Annotated in this window: 21 protein-coding genes; 6 read left to right on the forward strand and 15 right to left on the reverse strand. The window is 66.6% G+C overall.

All coding sequences use genetic code 11. The annotated features are described in order from the left end of the window. Position 1: 1 nt before the first annotated feature. The 3 genes from G6N44_RS06650 to G6N44_RS06660 form a co-directional block, all read right to left on the reverse strand. The gene (locus G6N44_RS06650) at positions 2–859 is read right to left on the reverse strand and encodes an ABC transporter permease (protein ID WP_163662243.1); all 858 of its coding nucleotides are present in this window, start codon (positions 857–859) and stop codon (positions 2–4) included. Then, positions 856–1551, reverse strand: a complete 696-nt coding sequence (locus G6N44_RS06655; protein WP_163669681.1) for an MlaE family ABC transporter permease — start codon at positions 1549–1551, stop codon at positions 856–858. The genes G6N44_RS06650 and G6N44_RS06655 overlap by 4 nt, the downstream gene beginning before the upstream one ends. 89 nt (positions 1552–1640) lie before the next feature. Continuing rightward, positions 1641–2474, reverse strand: a complete 834-nt coding sequence (locus tag G6N44_RS06660; RefSeq protein WP_163662245.1) for a mycofactocin-coupled SDR family oxidoreductase — start codon at positions 2472–2474, stop codon at positions 1641–1643. Between the two features lie 206 nt (positions 2475–2680). Here G6N44_RS06660 and G6N44_RS06665 point away from each other — a divergent pair, with 206 nt between their 5' ends. The 4 genes from G6N44_RS06665 to G6N44_RS06680 are packed head-to-tail and all read left to right on the forward strand — an operon-like array spanning position 2681 to position 7047. Next, on the forward strand, positions 2681–3463 hold the full coding sequence (locus G6N44_RS06665; protein WP_163662247.1) for an enoyl-CoA hydratase/isomerase family protein: 783 nt from the start codon (positions 2681–2683) through the stop codon (positions 3461–3463). Further along, positions 3460–4362: an alpha/beta hydrolase gene (locus tag G6N44_RS06670; RefSeq protein WP_163662249.1), complete on the forward strand. Its 903-nt coding sequence runs from the start codon at positions 3460–3462 to the stop codon at positions 4360–4362. The genes G6N44_RS06665 and G6N44_RS06670 overlap by 4 nt, the downstream gene beginning before the upstream one ends. Continuing rightward, complete coding sequence (locus G6N44_RS06675) at positions 4359–5738, forward strand: flavin-containing monooxygenase (RefSeq protein ID WP_163662251.1); 1380 nt, start codon at positions 4359–4361, stop codon at positions 5736–5738. Before G6N44_RS06670 ends, G6N44_RS06675 begins: the two co-directional genes overlap by 4 nt. 10 nt (positions 5739–5748) lie before the next feature. Then, positions 5749–7047: a PucR family transcriptional regulator gene (locus G6N44_RS06680; RefSeq protein ID WP_163662253.1), complete on the forward strand. Its 1299-nt coding sequence runs from the start codon at positions 5749–5751 to the stop codon at positions 7045–7047. A gap of 9 nt (positions 7048–7056) precedes the next feature. Here G6N44_RS06680 and G6N44_RS06685 read toward each other — a convergent pair whose 3' ends face one another. The 10 genes from G6N44_RS06685 to G6N44_RS06730 form a co-directional block, all read right to left on the reverse strand. After that, positions 7057–8604: an acyl-CoA synthetase gene (locus G6N44_RS06685; RefSeq protein WP_163662255.1), complete on the reverse strand. Its 1548-nt coding sequence runs from the start codon at positions 8602–8604 to the stop codon at positions 7057–7059. A gap of 152 nt (positions 8605–8756) precedes the next feature. Then, complete coding sequence (locus tag G6N44_RS06690) at positions 8757–9953, reverse strand: TetR/AcrR family transcriptional regulator (RefSeq protein ID WP_163662257.1); 1197 nt, start codon at positions 9951–9953, stop codon at positions 8757–8759. An 84-nt stretch (positions 9954–10037) separates the two neighbouring features. Then, the gene (locus tag G6N44_RS06695) at positions 10038–10817 is read right to left on the reverse strand and encodes an enoyl-CoA hydratase/isomerase family protein (RefSeq protein WP_163662259.1); all 780 of its coding nucleotides are present in this window, start codon (positions 10815–10817) and stop codon (positions 10038–10040) included. A gap of 2 nt (positions 10818–10819) precedes the next feature. Then, on the reverse strand, positions 10820–11650 hold the full coding sequence (locus tag G6N44_RS06700) for an SDR family NAD(P)-dependent oxidoreductase (RefSeq protein ID WP_163662261.1): 831 nt from the start codon (positions 11648–11650) through the stop codon (positions 10820–10822). 28 nt (positions 11651–11678) lie between these two features. Continuing rightward, positions 11679–12092, reverse strand: coding sequence for a MaoC/PaaZ C-terminal domain-containing protein (locus G6N44_RS06705; protein WP_163662263.1), 414 nt, complete (start codon positions 12090–12092; stop codon positions 11679–11681). Continuing rightward, positions 12089–12547 carry a MaoC family dehydratase N-terminal domain-containing protein gene (locus G6N44_RS06710; protein WP_163662265.1) on the reverse strand — a complete coding sequence of 153 codons (459 nt, stop codon included), beginning with the start codon at positions 12545–12547 and terminating at the stop codon, positions 12089–12091. Before G6N44_RS06710 ends, G6N44_RS06705 begins: the two co-directional genes overlap by 4 nt. 2 nt (positions 12548–12549) lie before the next feature. Continuing rightward, entirely contained in the window at positions 12550–13734 is a 1185-nt protein-coding gene (locus tag G6N44_RS06715; protein WP_179964489.1) for a lipid-transfer protein, read from the reverse strand. 172 nt (positions 13735–13906) lie between these two features. Beyond that, entirely contained in the window at positions 13907–14746 is an 840-nt protein-coding gene (truB, locus tag G6N44_RS06720; protein ID WP_235683053.1) for a tRNA pseudouridine(55) synthase TruB, read from the reverse strand. A gap of 50 nt (positions 14747–14796) precedes the next feature. Then, the gene (gene pptT / locus G6N44_RS06725) at positions 14797–15471 is read right to left on the reverse strand and encodes a 4'-phosphopantetheinyl transferase PptT (protein ID WP_163662267.1); all 675 of its coding nucleotides are present in this window, start codon (positions 15469–15471) and stop codon (positions 14797–14799) included. Further along, a complete protein-coding gene (locus G6N44_RS06730; RefSeq protein WP_163662269.1) occupies positions 15468–16427 on the reverse strand; it encodes an ACP phosphodiesterase PptH in 960 nt (319 codons plus the stop codon). The genes pptT and G6N44_RS06730 overlap by 4 nt, the downstream gene beginning before the upstream one ends. Before the next feature lie 161 nt (positions 16428–16588). Here G6N44_RS06730 and G6N44_RS06735 point away from each other — a divergent pair, with 161 nt between their 5' ends. After that, on the forward strand, positions 16589–17185 hold the full coding sequence (locus G6N44_RS06735) for a DUF3558 domain-containing protein (RefSeq protein ID WP_163662271.1): 597 nt from the start codon (positions 16589–16591) through the stop codon (positions 17183–17185). Positions 17186–17217: 32 nt separating this feature from the next. After that, on the forward strand, positions 17218–18984 hold the full coding sequence (locus G6N44_RS06740) for a CocE/NonD family hydrolase (protein WP_235682966.1): 1767 nt from the start codon (positions 17218–17220) through the stop codon (positions 18982–18984). On the opposite strand, the gene G6N44_RS06745 is transcribed toward G6N44_RS06740, so the two are convergent. Further along, positions 18973–19524 (reverse strand): DUF1802 family protein, encoded by a 552-nt coding sequence (locus G6N44_RS06745; protein ID WP_163662273.1) that lies wholly within the window; start codon positions 19522–19524, stop codon positions 18973–18975. The genes G6N44_RS06740 and G6N44_RS06745 overlap by 12 nt on opposite strands. Next, the gene (locus tag G6N44_RS06750; protein WP_163662275.1) at positions 19521–19787 is read right to left on the reverse strand and encodes a DUF2277 domain-containing protein; all 267 of its coding nucleotides are present in this window, start codon (positions 19785–19787) and stop codon (positions 19521–19523) included. The genes G6N44_RS06745 and G6N44_RS06750 overlap by 4 nt, the downstream gene beginning before the upstream one ends. Positions 19788–19815 lie beyond the last annotated feature (28 nt).

Here is a 19815-nt window from a genome sequence, read left to right on the forward strand (position 1 = left end):
GCTATCCCGCCAAGTTGAAGTCGCCGGACTGACCGTAGATGGCCAGTGTCACCAGAAGTGTCACGAAAACCGCACTCACCAAGGATGTTCGCGTTGCTCGACCGACGGCCTCACCGACCCCGGCCGGCCCACCGGATGCGGTGAAGCCGTGATAGGTGTGCACCAGCATGATCACCATCGCCGTGGCGATCGCCTGCAGGAACGACCAGATCAGATCGGTTGGTATCAGGAAGGTCCGGAAGTAGTGGTCATAGACTCCGGTGGATTGGCCATAGACATAGGTGGTACCGAACCGGGCGGCGAAGAAGGACATCAAGACCGCCACGCAGTACAACGGGATCACCACGATCACACCCGCCACCACGCGCGTCGAGGCCAGGTAGGCAATCGAGCGGATGCCCATGACCTCCAGCGCGTCGATCTCCTCGTTGATCCGCATCGCCCCGAGCTGCGCGGTGGCGCCCGCACCGATGGTGGCGGCCATGGCGATGGCGGCGGTCAACGGAGCGATCAGTCGCACGTTGAAGAAGGCCGAGGCGAACCCGGTCAGCGCCTCGACCCCGACCTGCGCGAACTGGTTGTACCCCTGAACGGCAACCAGTGCGCCGGTGGACAGGGTGAGGAAGCCGACGATGGCGACCGTCCCGCCGATCACCACCAATGCACCTGTGCCCAGGCTCATCTGGGCGATCAGCCGAACCAGTTCCCACTTGTAGTGCACGAATGCGTCCGTGATCGAGCGCACCGTCCGGCCGTAGAATTCGGCCTGCTCACCGACCCGGTTCCAGCCGGCCACACACTTGCGGATCCGGCGGCCGGCCCATCCGAACCGATTGCCCGCCACCACTGCCGAGCTCATAACGTCACCTTCACGCCAACCGCAGTGGCCACGACGTTGATCACGAACAGCGCCAGGAAGGAGAACACCACGGTCTCGTTCACCGCATTGCCCACCCCGGCCGGGCCGCCCGCCACCGATGTCCCCTTGTAGCAAGCGATCAGGCCTGCGGTGAGGCCGAACAACGCCGCCTTGATCAGCGACACCACCACGTCACCCAACCCGGTCACCAGGGTCAGACCGGCCACGAAAGCGCCGGGGGTGACATGTTGAAAGAACACCGAGAAGACGAATCCGCCGCCGATACCGACCAGAATCACCAGCGACGACAACAGCAGCGCAACCAGAGTCGCCGCCAGCACCCGTGGGACCACCAGCGCCTGAGTGGTGTTGATCCCCATCACCCTCAGCGCATCGAGTTCTTCGCGGATGGTGCGCGCCCCGAGATCGGCGCACATCGCGGTGGCGCCGGCACCGGCCACCACCAGCACCGTCACCATCGGCCCGATCTGGGTGACGGCGCCGAATGCCGCTCCGGTGCCCGAGAAATCGCCGGCACCGAACTCGACGAACAGGATGTTGAAGGTGAACACGGTCAACACCGTGAACGGAATCGACAGCATCAGGGTCGGCAGCATGGAAACCCTTGCCACAAACCAGGTCTGTGTCAGGAACTCCCGCCACGCGAAGGGACGCTGGAAGGTCATCACCATGGTGTCCAGCGCCAGCGCGAAGAAACCGCCCACCGCGCGGACCGGAACGGTCACCACACCGATCGAAGTGGCCACAATTGCTCCGATGCCTACTTGACCGTCAGCCCGGCGTCCACCGGCAACGCGACACCGGTGACGTATCGGCCCGCGTCCGAGCACAGATAGACCATCGCCTCGGTGACGTCGCGGGTTTCGACGGCCGGAGTGGGCAACAGGTTCTGCAGAAACGCGCCGAATTCGGGGTGCTCGGCGAGGTACTGGTCGACCTGGGCGTTCATGATCATCGGGGTGGCCACACCGGTGGGATGCACTGAATTGACCCGGATGCTGCGCTCGGCGAGTGTCGTTGCGTAGTAGCGCATCAGACCGACGACACCGTGCTTGGCCGCGGTGTAACCGGCTCCGCCGTGACTCTTCGTGGCGAATCCCGGGCCGACCGATTTGAGGCCTGCCGCCGAGCTGGTGATCACGATGGCACCTCCGTCACCGTGCTCCAGCAATGCCGGTAACGCCGCCTCGACGGTGAAGTAGACGCCGTTGAGCATCACCTCGATCGAGTCCGTGTAGGCCGCCAGTAGCTGGGACGGCTCACCGAACACCGGTCCGATACCGGCGTTCGCCAAGACGTAGTCGATCCGGCCCAACTCACCGACCGCACTGTCCACCGCGGCACTCAACTGTGACAGGTCACGGACATCGGCCCTGGCGGCCACGATTCGGCGGCCCGTCTTCTCGACCAGATCAACTGTTTCGTCCATGTCCTCGGGCGTGCTCATCGGATACGCGACACTGTCGAGCTGCTCGCACAGGTCGACGGCGATGATGTCGGCACCGTCCTCAGCGAATCGCACCGCATGCGCCCGGCCCTGGCCCCTGGCGGCACCGGTGATGAATGCCACCTTGCCCTCAAAACGTGCTGACACCTGTTCTACCTCTCATCGGATCCAGCAGACATGCCATGGATCAGACTGGTACGGAACGAAACTGGAGCTCGATGTCACTCATTGTGCGGACCGATACTCACAATGGAAGGTCAATGGCGAGGTTCGCGCAGCCTGCACAACTCGCTCGGGGATGTCTGTGCAGGGCGACATGGCCCGGGCCCGAAATTGACGCTTAGCTAAAGTTCATGACGCCTGTCCGGATAGAACGTGAGGGCCCTGTCGCGCACCTGGTGCTCGCACGCCCTCAGCGGCGCAATGCCCTCGACGAGGAGCTCATCGAAGGACTCGACAATGCGGTCGGCGAGCTGGAGGGCGCCACCGGGATCGGCGCCGTCGTGGTCCGCGGGGAGGGTCCCGGATTCAGCGCCGGAATCGATGCGTCGACGCTGGCCCGGCTTGCCAGCCCGGAGGGACTGCAGCAGATTCGCGGCGCGTTCGTCACGGCCTACGAGCGGCTCGAGCGGTTGCCAGTTCCGACCGTCGCCAGCGTGCACGGCTGGGCGATCGGCGCCGGTTTCGAGCTGGCCCTCGCCTGCGACCTGCGTGTGGTGGCGGGCGATGCGACACTGGGCCTACCGGAGACCCGGATGGGTGTGGTGCCCGACGTCGGAGGCACCGGCCGGCTGGCGGCCCTGATCGGGGCCGGCCGCGCAAAGGAACTGATCCTGACCTCGGCGATGATCGACGGAGCCCGGGCCGGCAGGCTCGGCATCGCCAACCGCGTCGCACCGGCGGCCAAACTTGCCGCGGCGACCTGCGGGTTGGTCGACGAGTTGCTGGCCTGCTCGGCCACCGCGAACGGGCTGGCCAAACGCATCATCGACCAGGCGGCGCGGCCGATGTGGAATGACACCCTCGACGCCGAGCTGGACGCCCAGCTGCAGTGCATCCAGACACCCGAATTCGCCGATGCATACCGCCGGTTCCTCGCCGCACCTGGAGCCAACAGCCCACAGGCCCGGCGGTGAAACGCGTCGAGATCCAGATTCCGGTAGCCGGATCCACGATCACGGCCTGGCATTACGCCGCCGACGGGGCGCAGCGCAGGCCGTGCGTGGTGATGGCACACGGGTTCTGCGGCACCCGTGACGCCGGGCTGGTGGGCTTCGGCGAAAGGTTCGCCGAAGCCGGCATCGACACCGTGTGCTTCGACTATCGCGGGTTCGGGGCGTCGGGCGGTCGACCCCGCCAAGTCATCGAATTTGCCGCGCAACAACACGATTACCACGCGGCGATCAACGCTGCCCGGCGCCTGCCACGGGTGTCGGGGGTCGTCATCTGGGGCACATCGCTTTCGGGCGGTCACGTATTCGCGGTGGCTGCTGCGCGGGATGACCTTCTCGCGGCGATCGCACTCACCCCGATCGTTGACGGTTGGACGACACTGCTGCGGATGCGGCGCGCCATCCCGCCGCGGGTCGCGGGCCGGTTGGGTGCGACGGCGGTGCGCGATGCGCTCGGCGCCAAACTGGGCCGCCCGCCGGTGCTGCTGCCTGCGGTTGGTCCGCCGGGCAGCGCTGCAATGCTCACCACTCCCGACGCGCTGCCCGGATACCTTGCCGCCACTGCCGGTGCGCCACTGTGGCGCAACGAATTTGCCGCACGCATACTGCTCGCGGTGCCGACCTATCGGCCCGGTCTGCTCGCAGACCGCATCGGCTGCCCCGTGCTGGTACAGATCGCCGGGTCCGACCTCAACGCTCCCGTCGACCTGGCCCGTGCCGCGGGGGCGCGTGCCGATGCGACGGTGCGCGACTACCCCGAGGCCGGGCATTTCGATGTCTACGACAGCGGCTCAGCATTCGATGCTGTTGTCACCGCACAGATCTCATTCCTATCCTCACTTTCAGAAAGGACTCCACGATGACCGCCAGCAAGAGCACCCCCAGGGCCTGCGTGATCGGGGCCGGCTCGGCGGGACTGGCCGCCTGCGCCGGCCTGAAAGGAGCGGGAGTCGACTTCGATTGCTACGAGAAGAGCGACCGAGTCGGCGGCCTGTGGGTCTTCGACAATCCCAGTGGCACCGCCGCCGCCTATCGGACACTGAGTTCGAACGCCCCGAAGGGCTACATGGGCTACCGCGATTTCCCGATGGGCGACGACCTTCCGGCCTACCCGAGTCATTGGGACTTCGCGCGGTACTTCGATGACTACGCGCGACACCTGGGACTGCATCAGCACATCCAGTTCCAGACCGAGGTCACGCAGGTGACGCCGCTGTCCGGCGGTGGCTTCGAAGTACGCCTGGCCGACGGCCGCGCCGAACGTTACGACTACGTGCTGGTCGCCAACGGCCACCACTGGGACGCCCGGATGCCCGAACCCATGTTCCCCGGCGAATTCAACGGCTGCATTATGCATTCCCGTGATTACCGCGACCCGGTGTTCATGGCCGGCAAGCGGGTCGTCGTCGTCGGCATCGGGAACAGTGCAGTCGATATCGCCTGCGAAGCAGCCCATATCGCGGACCGGACCTATCTGTCGGTGCGACGTGGAGCCCACATCATGCCCAAGTATGTGTTCGGGATGGCACCGCCGAACTGGCTGTTGAACGCGGCCTCGCACAAGCCGGGTCGCATCATGCTCGGTGCACTGATGCGTCTGGCGAACGGTCGGGCTCAGGATTACGGCGTGCCGGTTCCGGATCACTCGTTCGGCGACGCGCATCCGACGATGTCGGCCAGTGTGATGGACGAGTTTCGGCTGGGTCGGATCAAGCCCAAACCGCAGATCGCCGAACTCCTCGGCGATCGGGTCAGATTCTCTGACGGCACCGTCGAGGATGTCGACGTGATCGTGTGTGCGACCGGGTACCGAATTACGTTCCCGTTCTTCGACGAAACGTACTTTGCAGCGCCGAACAACCAGGTTGCGCTCTATCACCGCGTGGTCGACCCGGATCGGCCGGGGCTGTTCTTCATCGGCCTCTGTCAGCCGTTGGGTGCCATCCAGCCGCTGGCCGAACTGCAGGGCAAGTGGCTCGGCGAGGTACTGACCGGACGCTGCACGCTTCCCAGCCCTGACGAGATGCGACGCGGTATCGCCGCTGATCAGCAGTGGCTGCGCAAGCGATTCGTCAACACCACGCGGCATACCGTCCAGGTGGACCACAACCATTACGCCAAGACGCTGCAGCGCGAGATGCGCGCGGGGCGCCGCCGGGCCCGCCGGCCGGGATCGGGCGCCGATGGTGTACAGCGCGATCCGGCCGGATCGAACCAGGAGCGCTACGCTGCCCGGTAGCATCGGATCGGTGGCCAGTCAGCTCACCGCAAACGAGGCGATCGTTGCCTGCGCCCACGATCTGGCCGCGCAACTCGACGACGTTGCGGCGCAACTCAGTGAGCAACTGGCCGGATCGGTGCCCGAGTTCTTCGACGACGACGACCTGGCCCGGGAAGCCGAAGCGAGCGCGTACGGCAACGTCTCGGCCATGTTGGCCGTGTTCCGAGCAGAGGCCGTCGCCGAGCACGTGCCGATCCGACCGGAAGTGATCGCATTCGCGTCGACGGTAGCGCGTCGTCAGCTGCCACTGGAACTGCTCATCCAGTCCTATCGGGTGGGGCAAACACTGTTCTCACGACTGTGGCTGGACGTTCTCGCCGAGCGACTCTCCGACCAGCAGGTGTTCATCGAGGCCCTACACCGGAGCTTCGACGAACTCAACGTGTACCTCGACCGCGTTGTCGCACAACTGGTTTCCGATTACGAACGGGAGCGGGACCGGTGGCTGCGCGGTGCGGCGGCACGGCGCACTGCGCTGGTCGAGCGACTGCTCCGCGGGGACCGGATACCGATCGACCACGCCGGTCGCCAGCTCGATCACGACCTACGGGCGGCACAGACCGCGTTGGTGGCGTGGACCCCGTCGCACGGCGAGGTCGAGCAGCAACTCGGCGCGCTGGAATCCTGCCTCACCGCGCTACTTTCGGCGGCCGGGGTGTCCCGCATGCTGATGTTGCCGGCAGGTACCTGTGCCATGTGGGCCTGGGTAGCCGGGGATCTGGACACCGGTCGGCTGGCCGAATCCTCCCGGGCACTGCCGCACCCCGATGTGCTCATCGCCGTCGGCCAGACCGTCCACGGTCTCGATGCGTTCCGGATCAGCCACGAACAGGCGTTGGCGGCGCGTCGGGTGGCGTCCCGCATGCCGGCGCCGGCACGGCTCACCCCGCATGCCGATGTCGCGACCGTCGCGCTGATGGCCGGAGATATGGAGGAGTCCCGCCGCTTCGTGTCCCGGGTTCTCGGTGAACTCGCCGCCCGAACCGCCGCGGCCGAGCAGTTGCGCGAGACCCTGTGGGTGTTCCTGCAGGAGGGCGGAAACACGCGGCGCGCCAGTGAACGGCTGTTCATGCACCGCAACACGGTGCTCTACCGGCTGCAGCGAATCGAGGCCGTGCTGGGCCATCCGCTCGACGAGCGCCGCCTGGACGTGGAGGTGGCATTGCTGCTCACCACCACATTCGGCGACGAGATCCTGCCGGCCGATTTCTCCTCGGCGCCGCGGCCCGGCACCGAGGCCGCGCACCCGGAGACCCCGGCCGACTGACCCCCGGCCCTACACCTGGCAGCCGTCGGGCCAGTGCTGCTTGCGCAGTTCACGTTTGAGGACCTTGCCGGCGGCCGACACCGGCAGCGCCTCGACGAACTCGACACTGCGCGGCGCCTTGTAACCGGCGATGTACTGCTTGGCGTGGCGGCGGATCTCCTCGTCGGTTGCCTGGGCGCCGGGCCGCAGCACGACGACGGCATGAACCCGCTCACCCCAATCCTGGTCGGGCACACCGATGACCGCGCATTGGGCCACCCCGGGATTGCGCGCCACCGCGTTCTCCACCTCGACCGAGTACACGTTCTCTCCACCGGTGACGATCATGTCCTTCAACCGGTCCACGATGAACACATAGCCGGCCTCGTCCATGAATCCGCCGTCACCGGTGTACATCCAGCCATCGCGGACGGCGGCCGCGGTTTCGTGGGGCTTGTTCCAATAGCCGAGCATGACATTGCCGCCACGGACCACGATCTCACCGACCGTACCCCGAGGCACTTCGGCTCCCCCGTCATCGACGATCCGGACCTCGCAGTTGGGTGCGGCCCGACCCGCCGAACGCAGCAGTGCCGGGTTGATGTGGTCTTCGGGCCCGAGCAGTGTTGCGATCGGTGACAACTCGGTCATCCCGTAGGCCTGGGTGAACCGGGCATCCGGGAGTGCCGCCGCAGCACGTTCCAGTAGTGCCTGCGGGATCGGCGATGCGCCATAGAGAACCGTTCGCACACTCGTCAGGTCGTACGTGGACAGATCCGGGTGGTCCACGATCGCCTGGACCATCGTCGGGACCAGCGCGACATCGGTGACACGGTGAGACTGAATCGTCGAGAGCACCGCGATGGGGTCGAAACGCGGCACCATCACATGGGTACCGCCGAGCAGCGTCGCCGCGCCCCACGCGGCCAGGTCGGCCAGGTGGAACATCGGCGCGGCGTGCAGGTAGCGGCTGCGCTGCCCCGATGCGAACAGATGACCGGAGGCCAGGGCGCCCAGCCACGATGTCACCATCGCCGCATGGGAAAGCATCACTCCCTTGGGATCTCCGGTGGTGCCACCGGTGTAGAACACGCCGGCCAGTTCATTGCCGCCCCGCCGGGCATCTTCGACGGCGGCTGCACCCGCGAGCAGTTGCTCGTAATCCACCGTTCCCTCGGGCGCTGTGCCGGCACCGCAGTAGATCACGGTCGACAGCTGCGTACAGCCGGACCGGATCGGGTCGAGCAGTTCCAGGTGTGCGTCATCGACGATCAGCGCCTTGGTGCCCGAATCGTTGAGCGCATAGATGATTTCGGCAGCGCTCCAGCGGATGTTGACCGGATTGAGCACGCCGTCCGCCCAGGGCACTGCGAGCAGGTACTCGTGATAGCAGTCGGAGTTCAACGCCAGCATGGCTACCCGATCGCCGGACTTCACCCCCAGATCCCGCAGCCCTCCGGCCAGTCGGGCAACGCGGGCGGCCACGGCCGCGAACGTCCGTTCCCGCCCCGCACAGATCGTCATCGGGTCGTCGGGGGTTTGTTGCAATCCTCGATGCAGTCCTTGGGTCAAGTACATCTCGCAGCCTTCCCCACCCGCCGAGCGGGCACAAGTGAATTTTGGAAAGTTTGTCCCTGAAGCATACTGGCAGAATCGGCGCCGAAATCGGACGTCACGTAGAAAGCACCGAAATTCGAAATAGTTTGGGTAAGCGCACAATTCCGCGCCCGTCAGTCGTACCCCAGCACAGCGGCACTCACCGAGATGGTGGCCTGCTCGACATCGACGACCGCGCGCAGGTGCGGCGTCGCCGCCACATCGTTGATGACGCTCAGCGCCGCCTGCACCCGGACCCGGCACTCAATCGGCTCCCAGTGCGGTTTCAGCTGGCGCAGCAGCCCCACCCACTCGTCGATGTACTCGTGCTGTGCAGCGCGGGTACGGTCTTGTTCGGTTGCGGGCAGGTGCCCGGTCTCCGAGATCAGTACCTGAATCGACTCGGGGCTTTCGAAGACGAACTCGGCATATCCGATCAGTAGGCGTCCCAGGGCATCCCGCGGGTCTGCCGCCCGAGCGAGCCGGCGATGCAGATCGGCGTACAACAGTTCCCGACCCCGGGTTATCGCCGCGGCCAGGATGTCCTCCTTGGCGGCGAAGTGGTTGTAGACGCTGGGGCCGGCGATGCCGACACTGGCCCCGATGTCTTCGATCCCGACACTGGCAAATCCGTTGCGGGCGAACAGCTTCATCGCCGACGTCAGGATCTCCTCACGCCGGCTGGGCGACCACGATCCGCCCTCGGCGGCGGTCGGCCCCGGTCCACGCCGCAACCGTGGCACGTGGGCCGTCATCGCGGCCTGGGTCATCTCGGCGAGCAGGCGCACAAACCGGTCGGTCGGCAACTCCACGCTGTGAAACGACACACTCGTGGTAGCCGCCAGGGCGCACCAGGCGAGCAGGTCGGCCGTCGTAGCGTCGACACCATCACGCCGGCGTTGCACGAGCTCGGCGAGCCGGGCACCGATCCCCCGTAACTGGTGTCGCAGTTGCGTTCTGACACCGTCGGCGAGGTGACGGGCCTCGGCATGCCAGAGGGCGCCGATCGCGCGGTGCTCCAACATGGTCCTGGCGATCTCGGCTGTCGGCTCGATCGTCGGGTCGGCCAGCAGCCGGTCCAGCAGCGCATCCACCACGCCGAGTGCGTCACTCACCACTGCCTGAAGCAGGTCCTGCTTGCTCGAGAAATGCCGATACAGGGCAGACGGGCCGATAGCCACGGCGCCGGCGATCTCTTTCATCGAAACCTGTGCGTAGCCTCGGCGGTAGAACAGATCCGCCGCCGCGGCGATGATGAGACTGCGCCGGTTGGCCGGCCGGGTGCCACGAGCGGGACGGCCTGAACGCGACTCGTCCGGCTTCACCACCATCCACCTACCTCGTCGTTGCGACCCGCCACTTTGCGCTGCCGCGCGTCCGAATCGTATCCGGCGAGCCGGATTCACCAGCGCAGCTCACGCCTCCGAATCACGATCACGTTGAGATTTCGCGGTGAACCGCGTGATGCTCGCCAGTGCGTCAGTGGTACGAAGTGCGATCGACTGCGCCTGGGTCTCGGCGGCAAGCTGGTCGGGCAGGCCGGCCGACATCGCACCGTCGAGCAGCGCCCGGGTGGCCACGACGGTATCCGGCCGGCGGCCCAGCGCGATGGCGATGTCATGGGCTTGGGTCAACAGTTCGCCATCGGGTACGCAGCGCCAGATCAGACCCCAGCGCTCGGCCTGAACAGCATCGATCCGATCTCCGGTCAGCGACATGCCGAGTGCCCTCGCCCGCCCGATCAGGCGGGGCAGCACCCAGGTGGCTCCGGCGTCGGGAACGACGCCGAGCGAACTCACCTGCGGCACCAGAAAATACGACGATTCGGCGGCGATCGTAATGTCTGCCAACAGGGCCAGACCCAGGCCTCCCCCGGCACACGGGCCGTTGACGGCAGCCACCACCGGCACCGGCGCCTCAGCAATTGCCTGACACAAGGGGTTCAAGCTGTCGGCCATCTCGCGCTCCACGACCGCGCGGATGTCCTCGGTGCCGGCAAGGTCGATCAGGTCGAGCCCGGCGCAGAACGCGCGGCCGGTACCGGTGATCACCAGCGCCCGCACCTCGGGGTCGGCGCCGAGGTCGGCGATCGCGTCCCGCATCTGCCGCATCGTTTCCCAGGTGAGGGCGTTGAGCCGATGTGGCCGCTGCAATGTGAGCGTGACGATCCCGTCCTGAATTGCCTGGTGCACCATGGTCAGATGTTAAATCCGCCGGCACAGATCAGGGTCTGTCCGCTGACGTAGTCCGATTCGGGTGCACACATCAGGTACACCGCTCCTGCAGCTTCACCGGGACTACCGGCTCGCCCCAACGGGATCGAGCGCTCCATCGTGGCCAGCAGGTCGGGGTTCACCCCGACCTTGATCTCCCGGCCCTCGACATCGATGCTGCCGTCACCCCCGGCCGGGGTGCTCGTGAGACGGGTCCGAATCAGACCGAACGCAACGGTGTTCACGGTGACGTTGTAGCGCCCCCACTCCTTGGCCAGCGTCTTGGTCAGGCCCGTCACACCGGCCTTTGCGGCGGCATAGTTGGCCTGTCCCGGATTGCCGCCCAGGCCGGCCACCGATGAGATGTTGACCACCTTGCGGCACGGCACCGGCACGCCATCGGATTGTGCGGATTTCACCAGCTGCGAGATCACCGGCTGTGCGGCGCGCAGGATCCGGAACGGCGCCTTGAGATGGACATCCAGGATCGCATCCCACTGATCGTCGGTCATCTTCTGCACGACCGAATCCCAGGTGTATCCCGCGTTGTTGACGATGATGTCCAGCCCGCCGAAGTGCTCGACCGCCGCACCGACGAACCGCTCCGCGAAGCCGTCCTCGGTCACGCTGCCCGCCACCGGAACAGACCTTCCGCCGACCTTCTCGACAGCGCTCGCGGTGTCGGCGGCAGGCCCCTCGTCCAGGTCATTGACGACGACGGCGGCGCCCTCGGCGGCCAGCTTCAGCGCAATGCACTGTCCGATACCGCGACCGGCGCCGGTGACGATGGCCACCTTCCCGTCCAGATTTCCCATGGTGTTCTCTCCTCTTGTCGGTTGCTGCCTAGATCGCGACGACGGCGTCGCCCGAGAGTGTTTCGGTGCCGTCGGCCAGGGTCATCGTGAGGGCCAGGGTGACACGACGTTCCCCGTCCACCGTCTCGACAGCGGTGATGCGGGCGTGCGCCGTCGGCTCGGCGCGCACGGGGGTGATCGCCGCGAACCGCACGCCGTAGGACCGGATGGACTCGGGGGCAACCCAACCGGTCAGCAGGCGGCCCAGATAGGCCATCGAGAGCATGCCGTGGGCGAAGACATCGGGCAGGCCGGCCGACTTCGCCACGTCGATATCGATGTGCATCGGGTTGTGATCTCCGGACGCCCCGGCGAACAGGGCCAGGGTGGTTCGGCTCACGGCACCGAGCCGGAGCGGCGGCAGCTCGGATCCGACCGCTACGGATATGGCTTCGGTTGTCATCGATTCCCCTCTGGATTCCGCACGACGAGAACGGATTCGAGATCGGCGAGCAGCCTGCCGTCGGCATGCAGGACAGCCGTCTTCTTGACCACGAACTCCAGGGCGCCGCCCTTCTTGCTGTAGACGTCGACGATCGTGGGCCTGGCGGTCACGGTGTCACCGGCATATGCCGTCGCGTGATAGACGAACCGCTGTTCGCCGTGCAGGACGTGGCGCAGGTCGATGCCGAGGTTGCTCACCCAGTCGAAGGGGTCCGGACGCTCCAGTTCTATCGAGAACAGAAACGTCGGAGGCACCGGGAGGTCGGGATTCCCGGCCGCTCTCGCCGCCTCGACGTCGGTGAAGACGGGGTCCGTTTCGCCGATCGTCTTGGCGAAGAACCTCAATCGCCCGGCGTCGATGGTCAGTTCGGTGGGTGGCAGTTCGGTGCCGATGGCACCCGAATCCACGGGCATGGTCAGCTCACCTTCTCGTACAGGCTGACAACGGCCGCGCCGCCCAGCCCGATGTTGTGTTGCAGGGCCAGGCGGACTCCGTCCACCTGTCGAGGTCCGGCCGTTCCACGCAGTTGCCAGACCAGTTCGGCGCACTGCGCCAACCCGGTGGCACCGAGCGGATGTCCCTTGGACAGCAGACCACCCGACGGATTGGTCACCACCCGACCGCCGTAGGTGTTGTCCCCCTCGGCGATGAACTTCTCCGCGGTGCCCTCGGGCGTGAGCCCCAGCGCCTCATAGGTCAACAGTTCGTTGGTGGTGAAGCAGTCGTGCAACTCCACCACCCCGATGTCGGCCGGGCCGACCCCGGCGCTGTCGTACACCTGCTGCGCCGCGGCCCGGGTCATGTCGTAACCGACGATCTTCATCATCGAGTTGTCCTCGAAGGTGGACGCGGAATCGCTACTCATCGCCTGCGCGCGCACCGCCACGCCGCAGTCCATACCGCGACTACGGGCGTAGCTCTCGCTGACCAGGATCGCTGCGGCCGCACCGCAGGTGGGCGGGCAGCATTGCAGTCGGGTCAACGGCCCGTAGATGGCCGGCGACGCCAGCACCTCCTCGACGGTGAGCGGATCGCGGAACACCGCGTACGGATTGTGCGCGGCATGCGCACGGGCCTTGACCGCGATCCGCGCGAACACAGATTCGTCCATGCCGTACTTCTCGCAGTACTCACGGCCCGCACCACCGAAATATTGGGCGGCAAAAGGGGCTTCACTCTCACCCTGGATTCGGTGCACCACGGCGCCGAAACTGTCGAATGGTGTCGGACGGTCGGTGTAGGCCATCGCCAGGGCGCCGCGCTGCATCTGCTCGAAGCCCAGGGCGAGTACCACATCGGCGATTCCGTGCTCGATGGCCTGGCGGGCCAGAAACAGTGCCGAGGATCCGGTGGCACAGTTGTTGTTGACGTTGACGACCGGAATGCCGGTGGCGCCCACCCGGTACAGGGCGGCCTGACCCGACGTCGAGTCGCCGTAGACGTATCCGACATAGGCCTGCTGCACCGCGTCGTACCCCAGGCCGGCGTCGGCCAGTGCCGCCTTGGTGGCCTTCTCCCCCATCACGTCGTAGGTCTCGGTGTGTCGTGGCGTGCTGAACGGGATCATCCCGACACCGGCGATCATTGCGCGCGTTCCCAAAGCTGACTCCTGAATGCCGATTTTCACTAAACTAGTGGTAATTCACTTAATCTAGCCAGACGGCGATACAGTCTGTCAACGGGCTGATTTCCTGCATGGAGAATCAACCAAGAAGGATGCAAACTGTTAGACGTTCACTTAAACCCGCGCCCAGCAGGCCCCTAACGACCCGCTACAGGGTGGCGGGCCGCAGCACGACAACAGATTTCGTCTTCGTGCTGCCGTCTTCCAGCAGCGCGATGACCCGGCCGTCGGGTGCGGTGGCGGCGTAGATCCCGTTGATCCCGGCCGGTTTCAGCGCCCTCCCGTGCCGGGCGTCCTCGGTCTCGTCTGCGGTGAGATCGCGACGCGGAAAGCCGACCAGGCACGCCTCGTCGAGTGAATAGCTCAGCCGCGCCGCCTCGGCGAGGTCGTCCAGCGTGCGTGCCTCGTCGAGTCCGTAGCGCCCAACCTTGGTGCGCCGCAGGGACGTCAGGTGCCCACCGACACCGAGCGCAGCACCCACGTCGCGGGCCAGCGCCCGGATATAGGTGCCCGACGAGCAGTCCACATCGACGTCCACATCGACGAAGTCGTCCACACCGCGGACGGCGAGCACCTCGAACCGGTGGATCCGAACCGGTCGGGCGGCCAGCTCGACGGTCTTGCCTTCGCGTACCAACTTGTACGACCGCTCGCCGCCGACCTTGATGGCGCTGACCGCCGAAGGCACCTGCTCGATATCGCCGCGCAACGCCGCGACCGCGGACTCGATCTGCTCATTCGTCACGTGTGCCGCTGAGACCGACTGCAGCACTTCGCCTTCGGCATCTTCGGTCGTCGTGGTCTGCCCCAGCCGGATCGTGGCCGAATAGGACTTGTCGGTGGCGGTGAGCAGGCCGAGGATCTTGGTAGCGCGTTCGATCCCGACCACCAGCACCCCGGTGGCCATCGGGTCGAGGGTGCCGGCGTGGCCGACCTTGCGGGTACCGAACAACCGCCGGCACCGCCCCACCACGTCATGGCTGGTCATCCCGGCCGGCTTGTCGACGATCACCAAGCCGGGGTCCGGGACCGGTCGGCTCACAGCACGATCGCCGTCAACGTGACGCCGTCGCGCACCGACCACCGGCCGTCCAGTGTGGTCAATGGCGGCCCGTGTTCGGCGGCCGGGTCGACGAGGATCTGGGATCGGAAGGTTCCGGCCACACCGGACTCCGCCACCGCGAAGGTGATGTGGGCATCCTCGAAACCCAGCCAGCGGTGCGTCAACGGATACCAGGCCTTGTAGGTGGCCTCCTTGGCGCAGAACAGGATCCGGTCCCAGTGCAGACCGTCCGGTAGCCCGCCGAGCTCGGACCGCTCCAACGGCAGCGAGATCGCGCCCAGCACCCCGTCGGGTAGTACGTCGTGCGGTTCGGCGTCGATACCCACCGATCGCACCCCGCCCGCCCGGCCGACCACTGCACCACGAAAGCCCTGACAATGCGTCAGGCTGCCGACGATCCCGTCGGGCCAGCACGGCTCGCCCTTGTCCCCCTTGAGGATCGGCACCGGACCTACCCCCAGTTCACCCAACGCCCGGCGGGCGCAGTGGCGCACCGTGGTGAACTCGTTGCGCCGCTTGGCTACCGCGCGGGCCACCAGTGCGGCCTCCTCGGGCAGCGCCGTCAATTCCGGCGGGTCGTCGTACAACTCGGCCGCGGCGAGTTTGTCCGGCATATCGGGCAGCACCTGCCCCAGCAACGTGCCGCTCATGCGCGCCGCGCCTTGATCCGCTCCTGCATCTGCTGGGCGTGGGTGCGCATCTCGTTGGTGATCTGGAAATGTCCGCCGAACTCGTTGAGATACCCGGGTGGGTAATTGGGGTCGGGCAGGATCTGGCGCAGCCAGCGGAAGGGCTTGCGGCGGCGCCACTCCCGCGGATAGCCGACCGACACCTCTTCGAAGCGAACCTCGTCATACCAGGTGGTCCGCGGTATATGCAGGTGGCCGTACACCGAGCAGATCGCGTTGTAGCGCGTGTGCCAGTCCTTGGTGGCCGTCGTACCGCACCACAGCGAGAACTCCGGATAGAACATCGCATCGCAGGGTTCGCGGACCAAGGGAAAGTGGTTGACCAGAACCGTCGGGGTCATCCAGTCCAGGTCTTCGAGTCGCTTGCGGGTGGCCGCCACCCGGTCACGACACCAGGCATCGCGCGTCGCATAGGGCTCACTGGACAACAGGAACTCATCGGAGCCGACGATGTTGCGGTCCCGGGCAATGGCCAACCCCTCGGCCTTGTTCGAAGCACCCTCGGGCAGGAACGTGTAGTCGTAGAGCAGGAACATCGGCACGATCGTGGCCGGACCGCCCTGTTCGGTCCACACCGGGAACGGATGCTCGGGGGTGATGACGCCCATCTGGTCGCACATGTCGACCAGATAGTCGTAGCGGGACCGGCCGAAGATCTGCATCGGGTCCTTGTTCGTGGTCCACAGTTCGTGGTTACCCGGAACCCAGATGACCTTCGCGAACCGCTTGCGCAGCAGGTCCAGCGCCCATCGGATCTCATCGGTGCGCTCCCCGACATCACCGGCCACGATCAGCCAATCGTCCGGCGAGGCCGGGTACAGCGACTCGGTCACCGGCTTGTTCCCGTTATGCCCGGTATGCAGATCGCTGATCGCCCACAGGACTGGTTGCCGGTCCCTGGACTCGTGATCAATCATCACAGTTGCACCACCACAACGGACCAGCCTAACCGGGCGGCGCGACCGCGTGCCGTTGACAACTAGAACAGGTTCTCGTTTATGGTCGAGTCCGTTGCGCCGGACCGCTACACTCCCCGCAAGCCGGGGAAATTTTTGCCACCAAACTACGAGGGAGTGTGATGGCCGCCAAGTTGCGCCTACTTTCGGCTTCGACAGGGCTGGTTGCGGCGCTGGTTGCAGCGGTAATCGTGGTGTGGCCGTCGGGCCAGATCCAGGGTGCCGGCACAGGTCCGCTCCACCTCGACGTCACCGATCTCCCGATGACCAACGTGTCCACGACGATCAAGTGGCCGATCGTCGAAACCACCGATCCCTCGCCGTTCGATCCGTGCAATGACATCCCATTCGATGCGATTCAGCGGATCGGCCTGGGTTTCACCCCGCCGGAGCCCGAGGACGGCCTGCGCTGCCACTACGACGCCGGCGACTATCAGATGGCCATCGAGCCGTTCGTCTGGCGCACCTACGAGAAGACCATCCCCGCCGATGCGGTCGAGTTGGACATCGACGGTCACCGGGCCGCTCAGTACTGGATCATGAAGCCCACCGACTGGAACGACCGGTGGTGGGTCACGTGCATGATCGCGTTCAAGACCAGCTACGGCGTCATCCAGCAGTCGCTGTTCTACTCGCCGGTCCACTCCCCGGCCCGGCCGGACTGCCTGGCGGTCAACCTGCAGCGCGCTCACGAACTGGCGCCCTACTACAAGTTCTGAGCCACGCCCGACCGATCCGTAGCCTGGGCAGCGTGAGCAGATTGCGCCGCCACACCGGCAAGGCCATCAGCAGGGTGCTGGGTCTACCCGCGCCCACTACCGACTTCACCGTGCGGCACGGGCTGCGGATACCGATGCGCGACGGCGTCGAACTGATCGCCGACCACTACTCACCCGTCACCCAGGATCCCGCGGGCACCCTGCTGGTACGCGGACCGTACGGCCGTCGCTTCCCCTTCTCACCGCTGTTCGCGCAGGTGTATGCGTCGCGCGGCTATCACGTGGTGTTGCAGAGTGTGCGCGGCACCTTCGGCTCGGGCGGGCAGTTCACCCCGATGGTCCACGAAATGGCCGACGGTGCCGACACCGTGACCTGGCTGCGGGACCAGCCGTGGTTCACCGGCACGTTCGCCACCGCGGGCCTGTCCTACCTCGGCTTCACCCAGTGGGCGCTGCTGGCCGATCCACCGCCGGAGATGAAGGCCGCCGTCATCACCGTCGGTCCACACGATTTCAGTGCCTCATCCTGGGGCACCGGCGCGTTCTCCCTCAACGATTTCCTCGGGTGGAGCGCGATGGTGGCCCGTCAGGAGGAAACCGGCCTGGTGCACGCGTTGACCCGGAAGCTTCGAGGGCCCGCGGAACTGGCCAGGGCGACCGCCGGACTGCCGATGGGTGCGGCCGGCCGTCAGTTGCTGGGCACCGGCGCGCCGTGGTTCGAATCCTGGTTGGAACATCCCGAACGCGACGATCCGTTCTGGGACCTGCTGCGGTTCGACGAGGCACTGCAGCAGGCCGAGGTGCCCATCCTGTTGCTCAGTGGATGGCAGGACCTGTTTGTGGATCAGACCCTGGAGCAGTACGCCCAGTTGCGCCGGCGAGGTGTCCCGGTGGCGTTGACGGTCGGTCCGTGGACGCACACCCAGCTGATGACCAGGGGCCTCACCACCGTGGTCGGCGAATCGCTGGACTGGCTGGGCGCTCACCTGGCGGGCGACGGCGCGGCAGACCGCACCGCCGTACGGATTCATGTCAACGGGCACGGCTGGATGGAGCTGGCCGACTGGCCGCCGGTCATGCCCGAGCACGAGTTGTTCCTGCAGCCGACGGGCCGGCTGGCGGCGGCCCCGCCGCCGGAGTCCGCGCTGCCGGCACACGACAGTCGCTCTTCGCGCGAGCGCTCATCCGAAACTCGCTCTTCGCGCGAGCGCTCATCCGAAACTCGCTCTTCGCGCGAGCGCTCATCCGAAACTCGCTCTTCGCGCGAGCGCTCATCGACCTTCACCTATGACCCCGCCGAGCCCACTCCGACCGTCGGCGGCCGGCTGCTGGCCGCAGCCGGCGGATACCGCGACGACACTCGACTGGCCCGACGGAACGACGTGCTGACGTTCACCGGCGATCCGCTTCCGGCCGATCTGTATCTGGCCGGCAACCCCGTCGTAGAGCTGGCCCACAGCTGCGACAACCCGCATCACGACATCTTCGTCCGGATCGGTGAGGTGGATGCAAAAGGCCGGTCCCGCAACGTATCCGACGGGTTCCGCCGATTGAACGGCCACACCGGGCCGGTTCGGCTCGAGCTCGACGCCGTCGCGCACCGGTTCAGAGCCGGATCACGGATCCGGGTGCTCATCGCCGGCGGCTCACACCCACGCTTCGCCCGCAACCTGGGCACCGCCGAACCGGCGTTCTCCGGTTCCCAGCTGGTGCGGGCCACCCACACCGTGCATCACGGTCAGGGCGGGGTGTCCCGGGTGCTGCTGCCCGCCGGCCCGAAGCCGCCGTCAGCCGACTGAGGTTCGCACCCGCTCGGCGACGTCGTGCAGCATCGCGTCGTCGTACACCGGCGGGCCCCAGTCCGCCTGCACGGGCAGATCGAGCCAGCTCTTGCACCCGGCGAATTCGGGCGTGCGGGCCAGCCGGATCGGCGTGCGCAACGGGGCCACCTGGACCACCATCACCGTCAGTCGGTGCCTGGGGCGAAAGTCGATCCGGTCGGCCCTGATCGAATCGGCACTCCAGATGTGCAGATCGGCGAGTTCATCGATCGACTCGGTGCGGTTGACCTCCACCGCTGCGACAACTTTCGCCCCCGCTCGAATGATCACAGCGTCGTCGGCGCTGTCCTGCCCGGCAGCCTGGAGCAGGTCGCGGTGCTCGGGCCGTACCCGTTCGGCATGGCTGTGCGCGATCGTCGGGAACAGGATGAACTCCGGTGCGGCCACCGCGAACCGCTTCTCGTGGATGCCGCCCTTGCGCAGCAGCACGGTCTGGCGGCCGTCGAGCAGGGCGTGGACCGCCGCGCTCCACTCCTTCAGCGCCGGCGTCTGCGTCACTGTGCAGCCAGGCGGGCCCGGACCTCGGGACGCCGCAGCGGCGGAACGGTCTTGGGCGGCTGGCGGCGCGGAGCCAGCCCGTCGAGCAGCCGGGTGGTGGTGGCTGTGACTTCGGCGACGGCAGCCTCGAACGCCTCGATGTTGGCCCCGGTCGGGCGGGTGATTCCGCTGACCTTGCGCACGTACTGGCGCGCCGCGGCCTCGATCTCTTCGTCGGTGGCGGCGGGATCCAGCCCCCGCAGCTCGGTGATGTTGCGGCACATGACACCCACGATAGGCGCGTCGGGTGCG

This window comes from Mycolicibacterium alvei, assembly GCF_010727325.1.
In the GTDB taxonomy this organism is placed as follows: Bacteria; Actinomycetota; Actinomycetes; order Mycobacteriales; family Mycobacteriaceae; genus Mycobacterium; species Mycobacterium alvei.

Bases quoted from the DNA above. Each gene is read 5' to 3' on its own strand.
- G6N44_RS06650 (WP_163662243.1), bottom strand. From the start codon at position 859: ATGAGCTCGGCAGTGGTGGCGGGCAATCGGTTCGGATGGGCCGGCCGC.
- G6N44_RS06655 (WP_163669681.1), bottom strand. From the start codon at position 1,551: ATGGTGATGACCTTCCAGCGTCCCTTCGCGTGGCGGGAGTTCCTGACA.
- G6N44_RS06665 (WP_163662247.1), top strand. From the start codon at position 2,681: ATGACGCCTGTCCGGATAGAACGTGAGGGCCCTGTCGCGCACCTGGTG.
- G6N44_RS06675 (WP_163662251.1), top strand. From the start codon at position 4,359: ATGACCGCCAGCAAGAGCACCCCCAGGGCCTGCGTGATCGGGGCCGGC.
- G6N44_RS06685 (WP_163662255.1), bottom strand. From the start codon at position 8,604: ATGTACTTGACCCAAGGACTGCATCGAGGATTGCAACAAACCCCCGAC.
- G6N44_RS06690 (WP_163662257.1), bottom strand. From the start codon at position 9,953: ATGGTGGTGAAGCCGGACGAGTCGCGTTCAGGCCGTCCCGCTCGTGGC.
- G6N44_RS06695 (WP_163662259.1), bottom strand. From the start codon at position 10,817: ATGGTGCACCAGGCAATTCAGGACGGGATCGTCACGCTCACATTGCAG.
- G6N44_RS06700 (WP_163662261.1), bottom strand. From the start codon at position 11,650: ATGGGAAATCTGGACGGGAAGGTGGCCATCGTCACCGGCGCCGGTCGC.
- G6N44_RS06705 (WP_163662263.1), bottom strand. From the start codon at position 12,092: ATGACAACCGAAGCCATATCCGTAGCGGTCGGATCCGAGCTGCCGCCG.
- G6N44_RS06710 (WP_163662265.1), bottom strand. From the start codon at position 12,547: ATGCCCGTGGATTCGGGTGCCATCGGCACCGAACTGCCACCCACCGAA.
- truB (WP_235683053.1), bottom strand. From the start codon at position 14,746: ATGACCAGCCATGACGTGGTGGGGCGGTGCCGGCGGTTGTTCGGTACC.
- pptT (WP_163662267.1), bottom strand. From the start codon at position 15,471: ATGAGCGGCACGTTGCTGGGGCAGGTGCTGCCCGATATGCCGGACAAA.
- G6N44_RS06730 (WP_163662269.1), bottom strand. From the start codon at position 16,427: ATGATTGATCACGAGTCCAGGGACCGGCAACCAGTCCTGTGGGCGATC.
- G6N44_RS06735 (WP_163662271.1), top strand. From the start codon at position 16,589: ATGGCCGCCAAGTTGCGCCTACTTTCGGCTTCGACAGGGCTGGTTGCG.
- G6N44_RS06750 (WP_163662275.1), bottom strand. From the start codon at position 19,787: ATGTGCCGCAACATCACCGAGCTGCGGGGGCTGGATCCCGCCGCCACC.